Genomic DNA, 14,265 nt, shown 5'->3' with positions numbered 1-14,265 from the left:
CAGTCCAACCCACTTCAGTACACGTCTCACACAGTGATCATCCGGGCCACTCGGTGACGTCCCTGTGATTGACGCCACAGCGCCCGCCAGAGAACGAGCCGTCACCAATTCAGGCGTACAACTCGAAAGCACCAACGCTATCGCACTTCGCACACGCGAGAGTGGCGGCATTCCAGGCACGCTACAGGCCAGAAGGCGGTGGCGTGATGTCCGAACAAGGCTTCCAGGCGTCGGCGGCGCTCGGCGTAGGGCAGGGCCAGCAGCTCGATGCCGTCGGTCCGCAGGGGCGTCGAAGGCGATGAAGAACGCCGGGTTCTTCGTGGCGAGCTCGAAGGGGTTGCGGCCGCGGGCGGCGGCCCGGCGCTGGAGGGCTTCGAAGGACAGCCGGCCGGTGGCGTTGTCCCAGACCACGAGCTCGCCGTCGAGGACCAGGCCGTCCGGGAGCTGCTCGGCGCGGCGACGAGGTCGGGGAACCGGTCTTGGATCAGGGAGCCGCGCCGGGTTTGTAGGAGCAGTCGGCCGCCCGGGCCGGCGGGGGTGAAGAGGATCGTCCGGTGGCCGTCGAACTTCTGCTCTGCCGCGAAGCCGCTCGCCAGGACGCCGGAGCCGGGGACGTACTCGGCGGCCTGTGCGAGCATCGGCTCGAAGGGCGGGGTGAGAACGGCTCGGGGACGGCCTCCTTCACCCTCGCTGCGGGCCTGGCCCCCACAGCCCCTAGCCAGGCGCGTACGGCTTGTGGATACGGCCAGAAGGCCCGGCCGCGTCACGCTCCAGGGTGGGACGGCTCCGCTGTGATTTCCAAGAGCCGGGCGCGGCACTCATGAAAGAGCGGGTTGGCTCCGGGTCCGTACCTTCAGCAGGGCTGGTGGCAGCGGGCGCAGGGCCTGGTCGGGGAAGGCGCCCAGTCACGCGCACGGGACGCGGTGCGGCGGGTGTGCCACAGGGGGTCCTTCCTGCTGGGTCTGCGCTTGGCTTCGGACATAGAATAGAACACGTGTCTGAGTCGCCTCCTGATTGATTGCCGCGCCTACGGGCCGCGCTGGGGCGGCCGAAGGGCGCTGAGCACCGCGGAGGCACGTGAAGCCCTCGCCGCGGTGGCCGCTGTCTGGGCCGCCAGCATGGATGCTCGACCGGGGCATCGGCTCGGGCCGGCTCCTGGTCCGGGTCCACGCAGGGGACTGCTGGGGCCCTGCGAGGAGGCACGCCGAGCCCTAGTACCCGCCTGCCCCCACTGGCAGCCCGACGTCACCCTCGGCGTGCTTGAGTAGCCGTGCACCGGCTGGGTCAGGCCCATGAGCACGGCAGCTCCGCCCCCAGCGGGGCCGGCCACCCCAGGGGGTGGCCGGCCCAGTTCCGTCAACCAGCGCCAGCGCCTTCGTCAGACCGCGATGCAGGGCCCGGGAGGCGGGCAGGGCGGCAGCACGATCGGACCCCGCGGTATCCCGGGCGGCGGCGGGAGCGGAGCCGGCTTCGGGGGCGGCTTGAGCTCGCAGTAGACCTTTCCCTTGTAGTACTTGCAGCCCGGCATGTTCTCCACGTCCCGAGGCCCCTGCCGCCCCTTCTTATGCTTGTGCTTGTCATGCCCACCGTCATGGTCGACGTGACTCACCACAGTTTCCTTGGCATGGGGTAGCGCCGGAGCGGCGAATGCACTGGTCGGTAGCAGCACGCCTCCTCCGACCAGAGCCCCCGACATGACAAACAGCGAAAGACGCTGCCTCCGAGAAGTGCGAGCCATGAGAGTTCTCCCTTTCAGTGAGAAACGTGCATCGAGGTATCCAGCAAACCCTCTGCCCGCGCCGCCGGTCATGCCGCAACATCACGGGACTTGACAGGCGCGCCGAGTTACCTAGGGCATCTGAGCGACCACGTAGGTCACGGACCCATTGGTGTACGGCGGCCGCTGGAGCTCGCCACGAAGAACCCGGCGTTCTTCATCGCCTTCGACGCCCTGCAGATTGACGGCATCGAGCTGCTGACCCTCCCTACGCCGAGCGCCGCCGACGCCTGGTGTCCCAGACCACGAGCTCGCCGTCGAGGACCAGACCGGGCGGGAGCTGCTCGGCGGCGGCCAGGTCGGGGAACCGGTCTTGGACCAGGGAGCCGCGCCGGGTTTGTAGAAGCAGTCGGCCGCCCGGGCCGGCGGGGGTGAAGAGGATCGTCCGGTGGCCGTCGAACCTCTGCTCTGCCGCGAAGCCGCTCGCCAGGACGCCGGAGCCGGGGACGTACTCGGCGGCCTGGGCGAGCATCGGCTCGAAGGGCGGGTTCAGGGCCACTGGGGGATGCGCGGCGAACTCAGCCGCACGGAGCAGGCCCTGGCCGCCGCCGAGGAGCGCGAGGCCGCCACAACCCCGCCGCAGCCCCCGGAATGGGTGGTAGAACGCGGGATCGGCGTCAGCCGGCTTCCCGCCCGCGTGCACACCGGGGACTGCTGGGACACCGGCAACCGCTGCACCCCCGCCGACCCCGAGCAGATACGCCGGCTGCTGACCCTGGGCGTACCCGCTTGTATCCACTGCCGGTCCGACACCGCTCTCGGAGTGCTCGAGTGACCGGGCACCGGCAGGGTGAAGGGATGAGCCCTGCCCCCCGCGTGGTCGTCTATCCGCCTGACGCCCAGGGCGGGCGCCGCATCCGCTGCGACGGCGAAATCCTCGGCCGTACCCTCGGCCCACGCCGACCTGTTCGAGTTCCTGCGGCGGGCCGGCCTGGACCCCGACACCGTCCGGCTGGACGATCCAACAAGAGACAAAAGGGGCATTTTCCCCTACTGCTTCCGAGGTTGCGAGCAGTGATGACCCAGCCGATCCGGCGGAGGAAATCCCATGAGCCTCACCCTCACCGAGCCGCACGCCGCAGCCTCCCTGGCCCCCCGCGAGGAGGAAGCCCTGCGCCACATCGCCGCCGGCCGCACCTACCTCCAGACCGCCCGCCACATGGGACTCTCCAAGCACACCGTCGACGCCTACCTCCGCCGCATCCGCGCCAAGCTCAACGCCCACACCACCGCCGACCTCACCCGCCTCGCCATCACCATGGGAATCTGACACCCGTCATCCCACGACGCCCCGCTTCACCGCGCCCACCCGCAAAAGCGCATGCCAGACGACCCCGAAACCGGAGTCCCGAACGCCGACGCCGGGATCAGAGACTGCCGTAACGGATGAAGAGACTGCGGACCGCGGACGGACTCGTGCCCAGCGCGGCCGCCACCTCCTCCACCGGTACCGCGCTGCCACGCACCGCCCGGCCGCCTCCTGCCCCGCCCGCGCGGTAGGGCGCTCAAGAACGCCCAGGGCCCTCAGCGCGGCGAGCGGGCTGTCGGTGGCGGTGGACTGCAGCTGGTCGGCGAGCTGGACCAGAAGCGCCGCGAGGGATTCGGGCAACGGCGCGGTGGTGTGGCGGATGACGGACAGGTGTGCGGTCCAGTCCGCGAGCGGACCCGTCAGATCGATGTCCGCCTCGTGCAAGCGCTGCTCGCCGATCTTCTCCCAGTCCAGCGGGTACTCGGCCGGGGCGCGCCACCCGCACGCGCATGCCGCGCGCAGGGCTGCCGCCAGCGGGCGGCCGAAGTGCCCGTCGTAGACAGACCAGTGCGTCGAGGAAGGGACGTGGGAGCCGCTGCCGATATCGAAATACACCGGACCCGGCTCACTGCCATCGGCCAGGAGCACCCCTACCGCGCCTGCGTGCGCGTCACCGAACTCCGCCGTCGTCCAGTCCCACTCCGCCGCCACGACGCCTCCCCTTGCCACCGCTGCGCCCTCCCGGAACCGGACCGAGGCCGCCGGCAAACCGAGCCTGCCTCCTCCCCGTGGAGCATGCACCACGGATCTCCCAACGGAACGCCAACGGCACCCGCTGTTGGGTCAACGGCGCACCGTCGCACAAGCACACCCAGGCTGCCTGCCGAACCCGGGTGTCGGCGGTCAACCAGGGCCGCCGAGCGGTCGGGCCCTCGCCGCCTGGGGGGCAGGCTCCATCTCAGTGCTGCGCCTCGTCCCCCTCTTGATTGCCACCACCCTGGCTGAAGCTCGGGACATGGGTGGACAACCAGCGCCGCCGGGTCGCATCGCTGACGCCGGAGCGGGTCGAGCCGCTCTACACGATCTGTATGCGTGATGGGGGTCGTGCCCCGCCTCGAGGAGATGCTGACCTATGAGACCGACAGGCCAACCGAGTACTGGACGGTCCTCAGGTCGCTGCACGCCAAGCGGAGATCTTGATGCGCCCCGACGTCGAGCAGCGTCACTATCTCACAAAGCACATGTCCACCACGTGGAGTTGCAATGGCACTGCCGCTTGACCCGTCGATAGTCAGCCGACTCGCATACGTCCGGTACCTGTACCGCGAAGGAGCCGAGCAGAGCAGACAGCCACCGCCGCTGCGATCCCGGGCCATCACGTCCTTCCACGACGCGGTGGAAAACTTCATGGGACTTGCCGCACAGCACTTGGGCGTGGAACTGAGTAAGAACACGGAGTTCCTCGGCTATTGGGAGGCGATCAAGCCGGTTCACGAGCTCCCCAAGAAGGAGCAGATGAAGCGTCTCAACGACGTCCGTGTCGCTCTCAAGCACAACGGGACCTTCCCGTCTTCCCACCAGATCGAGCAGGCCCGCGAGGCCGTCGGTGACTTCTTCGCCACGGCGACCCCCAGAATCTTTGGCATCAAGCTCGACTCCGTGCACATGGTCGACCTGCTGTCCCAGCCTGAGGTCAAGCAGCTGCTCCATGACGCCCAGACGCATGCGGACATTGGCGACTACGTCCAGGCCATGGCTGGTCTCTCCCTGGCCTTCGAAGCGCTGCTCACCCACTACCGCCGTGGTGAAGGGTCGATCAGATGGTCGCCCTTCGACTTCGGCGAGAAGCTGTCGCCTCTCGACGAGCCTCGTGTGCGTTCCACGGATTTCTCTAGTCGCCTCCTGGCAGGAGCGTCGTGTTGTTCGCGGTAATCAGGATGGCGCGGACGCGCTGCTTCACGGGTTCGGTATCTCCTGTGACTGGGGTCGGGCGCGGTCCTACGGGGGCTCCGTGCCGTAGGGAGCTACCGCTCCGTGTCCTACGGCGTTGGTTTGCGGTGCCGGCCCGGGCCCTCACGCAGCGCGGTCGACGGACGATCCCACTCGGCAGGCTTGTCCTGCACGGGCGGCGGCGGATACAGCAGGGCCTGGGCGGCTGCCAGGTTTTCGACCACTCCGACCAGCTGCCACTCCGTTCCGCTCCATTCCTCGATCGCCCGGGGAGCACCAGGGGCGACGTGGGCTCCGCGGTGAGGGCCGTCGCCCAGCGGTACGGCGCGCAGTCTGCCCTTCAAGCCGCCTGACGCGCGGCGCGTCGGCGGGCCCACTCCTCCAGCGACTCTTCATCCTGCATCTGGATATCGTCGCGGAGGTGTCCGCTCGTTGGCCACTGTGTCCCCCGATCGCGTGATGCCGCTCCTCACGGGGGCGCGAACTTCTTCGTGAGAGATGCCGTCGACCGATCAGCGGCCGGGCGGAGGCGGGAACTTCGAAATCCGGTGGCTCGCCGCGTGCGGCAGTGAATACTGCCGAGGTGGTGATGGATCTCAAGAGCGCGCTGGCCGCGCTGGACGCCCAGGAGCCGGGCTCCCTGCTCGGGATACGCGAGACGCAGTGGCTCGACGCGAAGGCGGCCCCGTACCAGCTGGCGGACCCCAAGGCAGTCGAGGAGCTCAGCAAGGACGTCGCCGCTTTCGCCGACGGGGGCGGCGGGGTCATCGTCGTCGGCATCGCCACCCGTCTCGAGCATGACGAAGAGGTCCTGGACCACGTCGTCGGCCCCGACCCGGCCGCAGTGAACGTCGACCAGATCCGAAGGCTGATCCGTCAGCGGGTCTCCCCGGCTCCCCGCGGCGTGCGCGTCGGCTGGTCGGGAGCGGATGGGGAAGTGGTGCTCTTCATCGACGTCCCCGCGCAGACCGATCATGCACTCTTCGCCGTACCGGCCCCGATCGGGAGACCCGGTGCCCCGCGCGAGGACACGATCGCGGTGCCGATGCGGGACGGCGACAGCACGCACTGGCTGCCCCGGGCCGAACTCGTGCAACTGCTCTCCGCCGGCGTCCGGGCCTCCGGCGTACCCACTGCCCAGGCTCTCGCCGACCTCGTACGGCAGGCCGTGTCCGAAGCCGGACCCGGCTCTGGGCTGCGGGTCGGCCAAGGCCTGCCCGACCGTGAGCGGGAGATGAGGGCGGCCTACGAGAAGCTAGCCGACTCCGGGCTGGGACATCCCGCGGGGGAGGCCTGGGCGCAGGGAACGGCGGCGCTGCAGGATCTGCGAAGCAGAGTCGATGGCGAGCCGGGCTGGGTGTTGTGCCTGGTGCCCGGGCTCCCAGCGGTGGTTGTCTCCGAGCCGGTCTGGCAGGCGATCGTGGAAACTGGCCGACGGGCGCCTGGCGGTCAGGATCCGCTCGCGGCCGTCGGCTTCCCCCACCCGCCCGCGGGCACGGACGCCCCGTGGGTGGTCCCGGCCAGCGCCCGGCGCGTGGACCTCGACGGCGGATCGTGGGGTCCGGGCTTCTTGACGTGCTCGGGGCGTGATGTGTGGCGGTGGCAGCCGCTCCCCCGCTTCAGCCTGAACCAGGGCCGCTCGGCCGAGATCGGGACCGCCGGTCAGGCGCCGGCGCTTCGCCTTCGGGCGCTGGTGAACCTGCCCTGGGCCGAGGCGAGCACACTGGAGATCAACAAGTCCCGGCGCACGCAGCTCGCGCAGTTGCTTCCACACAGTGCGGTGGCCGGCGCGGTGACGCTCCTGTCCCGCCGTCGGGGCGCGGAGCTGTCTGCCGCTCGCTGGGAGCGCGGGCCCTTTAGCAACTCGAGCCGGTCTGCCAGCTATACGTGCACGATCGCCGGGCCTGACGGGACCCCGGCCGTGAAGGCCTCCGTCATGCTTGCCCTGCCCACCACGATGGAGTCCACCGTGGTCGCCTGCGCGGACGTTCTGGTCGAGAACCCAGAGGCCTGGGCGGCGGCTGTTGGCCCCGGCTGGGACACGCGGTTGGGCTTCGACGAGGTCCAGGCCGTGGTGCTGAGCACGTGGGAGACGGCTGCCGAGCTGCTGCCGGACCTCGTCGGTGACCCGGCCGGGCTGTCGTGGGCTGCCCCGCCCACCACCGAACTGCGGATGACGTGCGAACAGCCAGCCGACAACGGCGTCCTGCCAGAGCTGGACTCGCTCGTCGACCTGGCGTCGCTCAGCACGGACGACGGCGGGACCAGGTCGCGGATGGCCGTCACGATCACCGCCGCGCCGGCGATGGGCCGGGCGGAGCGCCAGAGCATGCTGCGGGAGGCGCTGGCGCACATGGCCCGCGAGTTCGGGTACGTCGACGCGGAGGTGGATCTGCTGTAGCTCGGCGGCCGGGCAACGACCGTTCTGCTCGGCGTCTCTCGGTCAGGAGCCGGCAGGGGCAGGTGGCTTCAGGAGTGACGTCGGAAGGTAGGCGGACCTGGTCTGCAGGTCCCATCCATGAACCTGTACGGCGAGTGCGGCCAAGGCGATCGCGCCGAGGGGAAGCAGAGTTCCGGGGGCTGGATTCTCACCGACGCCAGCACGGTGCTGCTGCAGTCGTTCGTCCAAGGCCCTCTCGAAGGCGATCTGATCATCGGCGAGCAGAACACGCAGCAGGCGTTGGTCGGGACTGACCGCGTGGGCGGCGTCCAGGGCGAGGGCAGCGTCCAGGCGCTCGTCCGCCGAAGGCTTCGTCAGCGTCACCTGCGGCCAGTCGCGGGGCAAGTGACCCCTGGCCGGGGTCAGGTAGACGCACAAGGCGTCCATATATGCGAGGTCGTCCGGTTCTGAGACGGAGTCCCGGCCAGCGTGGGGCAGGCTGTTGTGGAGGGCCGGTGCGAAGTCGCTGCGCAGTACCAGACCGATCGCCCGTTCCCAGTCCTGCACAAGACCGCTGGCGACGCAGATATCGAAGGCGTCGATCCAGGTGCGGGCGGTGACCGTATCGGTCGCGTCGTGCATCTCGTCGTAGTCCAGCTCTTCGCTGGTCAAACGCGTCCTGGTGAGAGGCAAGGGGATCTCCCAGTCGCCTCCGGGAGTGCAGCCGAGGTCCAGCACGCCCAGGCGGCACTCAGCAGCGGTGAGCAGGGCGAGGCGAGTGCGCTCGTCATCCAGGTCGGAGTCCTGAATGGTGCACGCTGCGACGTGGTCGAGCAGCTCGTGGCCGAGTTCCTCGAGCATCACGCGCATCGGATAGCCACGCTGATAGACATCCTCAAAACGCTCCTGGACACGGTCCGCCTTGTCGCCGAGGGCCTGGTCCAAGCGCTGCTGGTTCACGGGATGGCGTAGCGCGTGGTTGATCTCCATCCGTGCATCCTGCCAGGCGCCACCGACAGCGCCGCTCCACGCTTTCCGTCCGGCGACCGCTGGCGGCGCGAGCTCCAAGACTTCGTGGGGGTGCCGAATCACCCTGTGGCGCTCCAGGGTTGCTTGTCGTCGGACCGGACGGTGCGCTGATGTTCTGATCGGGCCGCTTCGAGCAGACGGCGCGAGGAGGTGACCAGTGGCCGGCGCCGCAAAAGGGACCGCCCTCCCCGCTCAGTCATGCCGCCCCAAACGCCGTGTTCGATCCGGTTGTCGAGGGCGTGTGCGAGGCATTCGGTGCGCACCGGGCAGCCGGTACAGACAGCCTTGGCCCTGTTCTGGGCCGCGCCCTCGACGAACAGCTCGTCCGGGTCTCCGGTCCGGCAAACCGCTCGCTCTCCCCACGTCTCCGATTCGTCCCCGCCCACCCCGTCGCCATCCTCTCCCCGGTCCTGCCCGCCCCCTCCCCTGGGCGGACACAGTCCGAAAACGGTACGGCAAACGTGCGGAGTGCGGGGGATCGCCGTATTTCGGCGCCCCTTTCGGGTAAGGGGTGCCGAAAACGGCCGTGCCGTTTCATGACTTTGCTCAACCGGTGCCCGAGCAGCCGGGCACCGGCGGCAGCAGCGCCTCGCCCGTCAGAGCGCTGATCCGTCGCCGGATCGCCGCGAACATCTCCGCCCGTTCTTCCTTGACCGGGTAGTCGAAGCGGTCGTAGCGCAGTTGGACGGCGGCGGAGCCGTCCGGGGACTTCAGAAGGACGAGGCCGAGACCCTCGCCGGGAATCAGATCACGGTGCCCCCGCAGTTCCAGCGGCAGACCGTGCTCCGGGTCGGTGAGGGCCTGGACCAGCTCGGCGCGGCGCAGGCCAGTGTCGGAAGCGTGGTCCAGTTCCAGGATCCACCACTCCCCCAGCCGGGCCTCGTGGCCGGTGACGACCTGGGGGACGGCGACGGTGTGGAGGAGGCCGAGGCGGCGCAGCCGGCCGCTGGGGAGCGAGGCTGCCTTGCGCCAGGTGGACTCGTAGGTGAGGGGCTGGCGCTCGTCCTCCCAGCGTCGCTCGTGGTCCGTCCAGGTTTCGCCGGCGAGCCAGCTGGCCTCGCCTCAGATGCCGTGAGTTCGATCGGCCAGGGCTGCCTCGGCCTTCTGGAACGCGCGTCGGGACGCTCCGGTGCGGTCGGCCAGCAGAGTCGGTGCCGCACGACCGGGATCGACGGCGAGGATGTCGAGCAGCACCTCGCGTTCGGCGGCTTTGGCGCCGGTCAGCGCGAACGCGATGGGCAGGCCGTGCAGGGTGCAGGCCAGGTGGAGGCAGTCCCCAGAAGAACCGTGAGTGGCTGGCGCAGTAGCCGTACTCGGCCCATCCGGCCAGGTCGGAACGTTTCGCGGTCTCGCGGGAGCGCCCACACTCCACCGGTGTGGAGTCCACGATCCACACGTCATCGCCCCACAGGGCGGTGTCGGTGGCCAGCTCTCGTAGAACCCGCCTGACCAGGTCGGATGCTCGGCGCAGGCGCTTGCTCCAGCGGCTTTGCTGGGCAGGTACGGGAAAACGGTGCACTGATGTCTGGGCGGGGACTCATGGGACATGGCCCGGCACCCGGCTTAGGTTCCGGGGAGGATACGGCGCGTTTCGTAAGCCCACATCGCGATCTCGACCCGGTTGCGGGCGCCGAGTTTGGCCATCAGGCTGGCCAGATGCGTCTTCACCGTGCTGAGGCTGATGTGCAGTGCATCGGCGATCTCGGTGTTGGTCAGCCCGCGAGCGACGGCGAGGAGCACCTGCTCCTCGCGGGCGGTGACGGGGGCGACCGGCTGGGCCACGGGCCGGCCGGCGGGCAGGTCCGCGAATGCCTGGAGCAGACGGACGGTGACGCTGGGCGCGATGAGCGCCTCACCGTCGGACGCCGAGCGTACGGCCTGGGCCAGAAGGTCTGGTCCCGTGTCCTTGAGGAGGAATCCGCGGGCGCCCGCACGCAGTGAGCCGTAGACGTACTCGTCGAGGTCGAACGTGGTGATGACGACCACGGTCAGCGGGTCGGCGACGCCCGGGCCGGCGACCAGCCGGGTGGCCTCGAGCCCGTCGAGCACGGGCATACGGATGTCGAACAGGCAGACGTCGGGGCGCAGTTCGCGGGCCAGACGTACCGCTTCGTATCCGTCGGCGGCCTCGCCGACCACCTCGATGCCGGGCTGGGCGTTCAGCATGATCCGCAACCCGGTGCGGATGATCGTCTGGTCGTCAGCGACGAGGACGCGAATGGACACCGCTCTCGCTCCTCGCTCTCGGCAGTTCGGCTTCTACATGCCAGCCCCGGTCGGTACCCGGGCCGGCTCGTAGTGTGCCGCCGAGCAGGGTCGCGCGCTCGCGCAGTCCGGTAAGTCCGTATCCGTCGCGACCCCGGCCGGTGCGCCGGCCGTCGTCGCGCACGCTCACCCGTACCGTGTGCCGTTCCGCGGCGACCCGAACGACGAGCTCGGTCGCGTCGACCGCATGGCGCAGCGCGTTGGTCACCGACTCCTGCACGATCCGGTAGACGGCCGCGTCCACGGCCGGAGGCAGTGCGTCCACTTCGCCGTCGAGCCCCAGGTCGACCCTGAGGCGACCACCCGGGGTGCGCACCAGGCGCTCCAGATCCGCGACTCCGGCAGGGGGAGCCAGCTCGGCGCCGACCCCGCGGTCGCGCAGCGCGGCGACCATGGCGCGCATTTCCTCCAGCGTGCGCGCCCCTTCCTCCTCGACCCCCTCCAGCGCCTCGACGGCGGCGGACGGGTCGGTGCCCGCGAGCACCCGGCCCGCCTGGGCGATGATCACCATGGCCGACACGTGGTGGGCCACCGTGTCGTGCAGTTCCCGGGCGAGCTGCTCGCGCTCGCGGGAGCGCACCTGCTCCAACTGCCGCTCCTGAGCGGTCACCCGGAACCGCACGGCGGCCCCGACCACGCCGGGCAGCAGCAGGAAGACGAGGCCCATGACCTTTTCGACGACCGGGGTCTCGTCCGTGACGACACACAGCGCGCCGACCGCGAGGATCACCGCGCCGCCCAGCACGATCTCGCGGCCCGATCCCCACCGGGGCAGCGCGTACACCAGCACGAGCACGACCGCGCCGGTGTACAGGCCGACGGGCTCGCGCGGTGCGGCGACGAGCGAGGCCACCGGAAGCAGGCTCACCGAGCCGAACGCCAGCGTCACCATCGCCAGCGGGCGGGTCCGGCGCCACAGGGGCAACAGGCACAGCCATACGGCGAACACCACCGCCACCGGCCGCCACACGACGTTCTCGCGCAGGGTGGCCTCCAGCGCCACACCGGCAAGGCCCGCGGCGAGCAGCGCCCAGTCCCGCCACACGCGGGCGGGCGCGTCGGGCGGCCGGGGTTCGGTCCACAGGGTTCGCAGGTCGTCCTGGAGCACGGTTCTCAGCCTAGGGGCCGCGGCGTGCCGCGCATCGGCCGAAAGTACGGGTCGTCACTCCGCCCCGGGGTCGACGGATCCGCGGCCCGCGGGCCGATGCCGCGGAGCGCCGTGGCGACGACCCTCGGCATCGTCGGCCGTACAAGGACGACCGACGAGGTGTTGGAGGAACCGATGCTCTCGAAAGCCCTGTTGCGCTTGGGCGCAAGCGCCGCCCGCCATCCCTGGCGGGTGATCGCGGCATGGCTGATCGCCGCCGCGCTCGTCGTCCTCGCCGCCGTCGCCTGCGGCGGGCGGACCGCGGACTCGATGACCGCTCCGGGACTGGACTCCCAGCGGGCCGCGGAACTGATCGAGCGGGCAGGCACCGGCCAGGAGGGCATGACCGCCCAAGTGGTCGTCACCCCCCTCGACGACGGTGCGACGTTCTTCGACGACGACGGCGCGCGCACCGCTCTCACGCGGCTGCGGGCCGAGGTGAAGCGGCTGCCGCACGTGCTCGGCACGAGCGACCCGGCGGGGGCGCTCGACATGGGCGGGGACACCGCCGTGCGCGGCGGCCTCGTTTCGGCCGACGGGCGGATCGCAGTCGTCCGGGTGCAGTACCCCGACCAGAGCCGGCTGTCGGCCGAGGACCTCGACGCCCTCCTCGATCTCGGCGACCGGCTGCGCACCGAACTGCCCCTGCGCATCGAGATGGGCGGGAGCCTCTTCTACGCCTTCTCCGACCCCGACGGCGGTGCGAGCGAGTTGATCGGCCTCCTCGCCGCGGCCGCGATCCTGTTCCTGGCGTTCGGTTCGCTCGTCGCCGCCGCGCTGCCGATCGGCATGGCGGTCTTCGGACTGACCGTCGGGGTCGCCACGATGACGGTACTGGCGGGGGTGACGGACGTCCCCACCTTCGCGCCGGTCCTGGGCAGCATGGTCGGGCTCGGAGTGGGCATCGACTACGCGCTGTTCGTGCTCGCCAGGCACCGGGAGTACCTCGCGCGCGGGCTCGATCCGCAGGCGGCGGCCGGACGAGCGGTGGCAACGGCGGGGCGGCCGGTGGTCTTCGCCGGCGGCACCGTCGTCGTGTCGATCCTCGGCCTGGCGGTCGCGAACGTGCCGTTCATGACGGTGGGCGGGGTTGCCGTCTCGATCGTCGTCCTGACGATGGTGCTCGCGTCGGTGACGCTGCTGCCGGCCTTCCTCGGCGCGGCGGGCCCGCGCCTGGCCCGGGCCGGCCGCATCGGCCGGGCTCTGCAGACCAGGGAGCTGGGCCGACTCGCACGGCGGCGGGACCCGGCAGCAGGCGCCGCCCACGCCGCCGGATGGCGTCGCTGGATCGGGCACGTCAGCCGGCACCCGGTGCCGTACGCGGTCGGCGCGGCGGGGCTGCTGCTGACGGCGACGCTGCCCGTGCTCGGACTGCACGTCGGCCTGCCCGATGACGGCTCACTGCCTCAGAGCCGGACCGAGCGCCGCGCGTACGACCTCGTCGCCGAGGGATTCGGCCCCGGCACCAACGGTCCCCTCGTCATCGCCACGGACCCCACCGGCGATCCGGGAGTGCTGGACCGACTCGTCGGGGCGGTCGCGGCGGATCCGGGCATCGCATCCGTCGCGCCGACGCACATCGATCGGGCCACCGGCATCGCGACCCTCGTGGTGTTCCCGACCACCAGCCCCCAGGACAAGGCCACGGCCGACACCATCGCCCGGCTGCGCACCGACGTGCTGCCCACGGCGATCGGGCACGGCCCGGCCAGGGCCCACGTCGGCGGCGCCGCCGCGAGCCTGTCCGATGTGGGCCGACGCACCAGCCAACGCCTGCCGGTGTTCGTCGCCGCGGTGCTGGCGATGTCGTTCCTGCTGTTGATGCTGGTCTTCCGCTCGCTACTCGTACCGCTGAAGGCGGTACTGCTGAATTTGCTGAGCATCGGCGCGGCCTACGGCATCATGGTCGCGGTCTTCCAGTGGGGCTGGGGAGGCGCACTCATCGGGCTGGAAGCAACGGTTCCGATCGTGTCGTTCATCCCGATGTTCCTCTTCGCCATCCTGTTCGGCCTGTCGATGGACTACGAGGTGTTCCTCCTCTCCCGCGTACGCGAGGAGTACCTGCGCAGCGGCGACAACGGCACGGCGATCGTTGAGGGCGTCTCGCGCACCGCCCGGATCATCACCTCGGCCGCCCTCATCATGGTGGCGGTCTTCCTGTCCTTCGCCGTCGCCGAGGACCCCTCCGCCAAAATGTTCGGGCTCGGCCTGGCCACCGCGATCTTCATCGACGCCACGGTCGTACGCATGGTGCTCGTACCGGCGACCATGACACTCCTCGGCCGGACCAACTGGTGGCTGCCGAGGTGGCTGGACCGGATCCTTCCCCGCGGCCCGGTCGGCACCGACGGCACCGACGCGGACGCGGAATCCACGGGTGAGACCCCTCGTCCAAGGCTGGGCGACCGTTGACTCAGCTCCTGCCCGCCCTTGGCGTCCGGCACCTCAGCGCGTCACCCAGGAGCATA

13 protein-coding genes and 1 pseudogene are annotated in these 14,265 nt (G+C 70.4%); 5 read left to right on the top strand and 9 right to left on the bottom strand.

Features of this window, described 5'->3' with window-relative positions; genetic code table 11:
• Positions 1–1,985 precede the first annotated feature (1,985 nt).
• Positions 1,986–2,276 carry a hypothetical protein gene (locus tag ABZ128_RS11335; RefSeq protein WP_356847635.1) on the bottom strand — a complete coding sequence of 97 codons (291 nt, stop codon included), beginning with the start codon at positions 2,274–2,276 and terminating at the stop codon, positions 1,986–1,988.
• A 6-nt stretch (positions 2,277–2,282) separates the two neighbouring features.
• Between ABZ128_RS11335 and ABZ128_RS11330 the strand changes: the two genes are divergently transcribed.
• Complete coding sequence (locus tag ABZ128_RS11330; protein ID WP_356847633.1) at positions 2,283–2,552, top strand: DUF6233 domain-containing protein; 270 nt, start codon at positions 2,283–2,285, stop codon at positions 2,550–2,552.
• A gap of 273 nt (positions 2,553–2,825) precedes the next feature.
• Positions 2,826–3,047 carry a helix-turn-helix transcriptional regulator gene (locus ABZ128_RS11325; protein ID WP_356847631.1) on the top strand — a complete coding sequence of 74 codons (222 nt, stop codon included), beginning with the start codon at positions 2,826–2,828 and terminating at the stop codon, positions 3,045–3,047.
• A 6-nt stretch (positions 3,048–3,053) separates the two neighbouring features.
• On the opposite strand, the gene ABZ128_RS11320 is transcribed toward ABZ128_RS11325, so the two are convergent.
• Positions 3,054–3,737: a hypothetical protein gene (locus ABZ128_RS11320; protein WP_356847629.1), complete on the bottom strand. Its 684-nt coding sequence runs from the start codon at positions 3,735–3,737 to the stop codon at positions 3,054–3,056.
• A 552-nt stretch (positions 3,738–4,289) separates the two neighbouring features.
• Between ABZ128_RS11320 and ABZ128_RS11315 the strand changes: the two genes are divergently transcribed.
• Positions 4,290–4,958 carry a hypothetical protein gene (locus ABZ128_RS11315; RefSeq protein ID WP_356847628.1) on the top strand — a complete coding sequence of 223 codons (669 nt, stop codon included), beginning with the start codon at positions 4,290–4,292 and terminating at the stop codon, positions 4,956–4,958.
• A gap of 107 nt (positions 4,959–5,065) precedes the next feature.
• On the opposite strand, the gene ABZ128_RS11310 is transcribed toward ABZ128_RS11315, so the two are convergent.
• Positions 5,066–5,320, bottom strand: coding sequence for a DUF6087 family protein (locus ABZ128_RS11310; RefSeq protein WP_356847627.1), 255 nt, complete (start codon positions 5,318–5,320; stop codon positions 5,066–5,068).
• Between the two features lie 245 nt (positions 5,321–5,565).
• On the opposite strand from ABZ128_RS11310, the gene ABZ128_RS11305 reads away from it, so the two are divergent.
• A complete protein-coding gene (locus ABZ128_RS11305) occupies positions 5,566–7,377 on the top strand; it encodes a hypothetical protein (RefSeq protein WP_356847668.1) in 1,812 nt (603 codons plus the stop codon).
• Positions 7,378–7,419: 42 nt separating this feature from the next.
• Here ABZ128_RS11305 and ABZ128_RS11300 read toward each other — a convergent pair whose 3' ends face one another.
• The 6 genes and pseudogenes from ABZ128_RS11300 to ABZ128_RS11275 form a co-directional block, all read right to left on the bottom strand.
• A complete protein-coding gene (locus ABZ128_RS11300) occupies positions 7,420–8,346 on the bottom strand; it encodes an Imm49 family immunity protein (protein WP_356847625.1) in 927 nt (308 codons plus the stop codon).
• Positions 8,347–8,444: 98 nt separating this feature from the next.
• Complete coding sequence (locus ABZ128_RS11295) at positions 8,445–8,771, bottom strand: WhiB family transcriptional regulator (RefSeq protein ID WP_356847623.1); 327 nt, start codon at positions 8,769–8,771, stop codon at positions 8,445–8,447.
• Between the two features lie 676 nt (positions 8,772–9,447).
• Entirely contained in the window at positions 9,448–9,579 is a 132-nt protein-coding gene (locus tag ABZ128_RS11290) for a hypothetical protein (protein ID WP_356847672.1), read from the bottom strand.
• Positions 9,562–9,880: pseudogene (locus ABZ128_RS11285) on the bottom strand (transposase); the annotation flags it as partial. The gene ABZ128_RS11290 and the pseudogene ABZ128_RS11285, both read right to left, overlap by 18 nt.
• Positions 9,881–9,948: 68 nt before the next feature.
• Positions 9,949–10,611: a response regulator transcription factor gene (locus ABZ128_RS11280; RefSeq protein ID WP_356847622.1), complete on the bottom strand. Its 663-nt coding sequence runs from the start codon at positions 10,609–10,611 to the stop codon at positions 9,949–9,951.
• Positions 10,586–11,758: a histidine kinase gene (locus tag ABZ128_RS11275; RefSeq protein ID WP_356847620.1), complete on the bottom strand. Its 1,173-nt coding sequence runs from the start codon at positions 11,756–11,758 to the stop codon at positions 10,586–10,588. Before ABZ128_RS11275 ends, ABZ128_RS11280 begins: the two co-directional genes overlap by 26 nt.
• 111 nt (positions 11,759–11,869) lie before the next feature.
• On the opposite strand from ABZ128_RS11275, the gene ABZ128_RS11270 reads away from it, so the two are divergent.
• Positions 11,870–14,209 carry an MMPL family transporter gene (locus ABZ128_RS11270; RefSeq protein WP_356847619.1) on the top strand — a complete coding sequence of 780 codons (2,340 nt, stop codon included), beginning with the start codon at positions 11,870–11,872 and terminating at the stop codon, positions 14,207–14,209.
• The last annotated feature ends 56 nt before the right edge of the window (positions 14,210–14,265 follow it).

It is taken from the genome of Streptomyces sp. NPDC006326 (genome assembly GCF_040612915.1).
In the GTDB taxonomy this organism is placed as follows: Bacteria; Actinomycetota; Actinomycetes; order Streptomycetales; family Streptomycetaceae; genus Streptomyces.
Note: the sequence above shows the minus strand (reverse complement) of the source record. Positions and strands in the feature narration are given on the sequence as shown.

What these genes read in the sequence shown, in the direction of transcription:
- ABZ128_RS11330 (WP_356847633.1), top strand. Translation starts at nt 2,283, where the DNA reads ATGCGCGGCGAACTCAGCCGCACGGAGCAGGCCCTGGCCGCCGCCGAG.
- ABZ128_RS11325 (WP_356847631.1), top strand. Translation starts at nt 2,826, where the DNA reads ATGAGCCTCACCCTCACCGAGCCGCACGCCGCAGCCTCCCTGGCCCCC.
- ABZ128_RS11315 (WP_356847628.1), top strand. Translation starts at nt 4,290, where the DNA reads ATGGCACTGCCGCTTGACCCGTCGATAGTCAGCCGACTCGCATACGTC.
- ABZ128_RS11305 (WP_356847668.1), top strand. Translation starts at nt 5,566, where the DNA reads ATGGATCTCAAGAGCGCGCTGGCCGCGCTGGACGCCCAGGAGCCGGGC.
- ABZ128_RS11300 (WP_356847625.1), bottom strand. Translation starts at nt 8,346, where the DNA reads ATGGAGATCAACCACGCGCTACGCCATCCCGTGAACCAGCAGCGCTTG.